1 protein-coding gene is annotated in these 1,188 nt (G+C 66.2%); it reads left to right on the forward strand.

The window, feature by feature from the left end; all coding sequences use genetic code 11:
- Window positions 1–1,188, forward strand: a 1,188-nt coding sequence (locus ACZ7KF_RS41570; protein ID WP_471087933.1) for an AMP-binding protein, incomplete at both ends; no start/stop codon positions are given.

Raw genomic sequence — 1,188 nt, forward strand, 5'->3', positions numbered from 1 at the left:
CGAGGTTTTCGATGGTGTGGGTGGGCCGGCTGGGTTGTCGGGTGTGTTCGGTTTTTCGGTTGATGTGTTTGACCGGGGGACTGTTGAGGGGTTTGTGGTGCGGTTCGAGCGGTTGTTGCGGGGGTTGGTTGCGGATCCTGATGGGTTGGTGGGGTCGGTTGGGTTGGTGTCGGGGGATGAGTGGCGTGTGTTGGTGGGGGAGTGGAGTGGTGGTGGTCGGGGTGGTGTGCCGGTTGGTGTGACGGTGTTGGACTGGTTCGGGGAGCAGGTTCGCCGGGTGCCGGGTGCGGTGGCGGTGGAGTGTGGTGGCCGGTCGGTGTCGTATGCGGAGTTGGATGCTTGGGCGGATGGTCTGGCTGGGGTGTTGGTCGGGCGTGGGGTGGGGCCTGAGCGGGTGGTGGGTGTGGCGTTGCCGCGTTCGCTGGAGTTTGTGGTGGCGATGGTGGCGGTGTGGAAGGCGGGGGGTGTGTTCTTGCCGGTGGATGTGGAGTATCCGCCGGAGCGTGTGGGGTTGATGTTCGGTGAGATGTCTCCGGTGTGTGTGGTGACTGCCGGGGATGTGGCGGGTGGGTTGCCGGGTGGGGTGGACCGGGTGTTCATCGATGCCTTGGAGTTCTCGTCCGGTGGTGGGGGGCTGGGGGCGCGGGTTGTTCCGGGGGGTGCGGCGTATGTGGTGTATACGTCGGGTTCGTCGGGGCGTCCGAAGGGTGTGGTGGTGGAGCATCGGGCGTTGGCGGGTTATGTGGGGTGGGCTCGCGAGTCGCATGGGGCTGTGTCGGGTGTGGTGGCGTGGCAGTCGCCGGTGACGTTCGACATGACGGTGGCGTCGGTGGTGTTGCCGTTGGTGTCGGGTGGTTGTGTGCGTGTGGTGGATGTGCGGTCGCGGCTGGTGGGTGGTGGTGCGCCGGCGTTCATGAAGGCGACGCCGAGTCATGTGCCGTTGTTGTTGGCTTCGCCGGTGGGGGTTTCGCCGGTTGAGGAGTTGGTGTTGGGGGGTGAGGCGCTGGCGGGTGCGGATGTGGCGCGGTGGCGTGAGGTGCATCCGGGTGTGGTGGTGTTCAACGCGTATGGGCCTACTGAGACCACGGTGAATGTGACGGAGTTCCGGGTCGGTGTGGGTGAGGTGTTGGGTTCGGGTCCGGTGCCGATCGGGCGTCCGGCGGGTGGGTGTCGGGTGTTCGTGCTGGA

Source organism: Streptomyces sp. NPDC038200 (assembly GCF_055600785.1).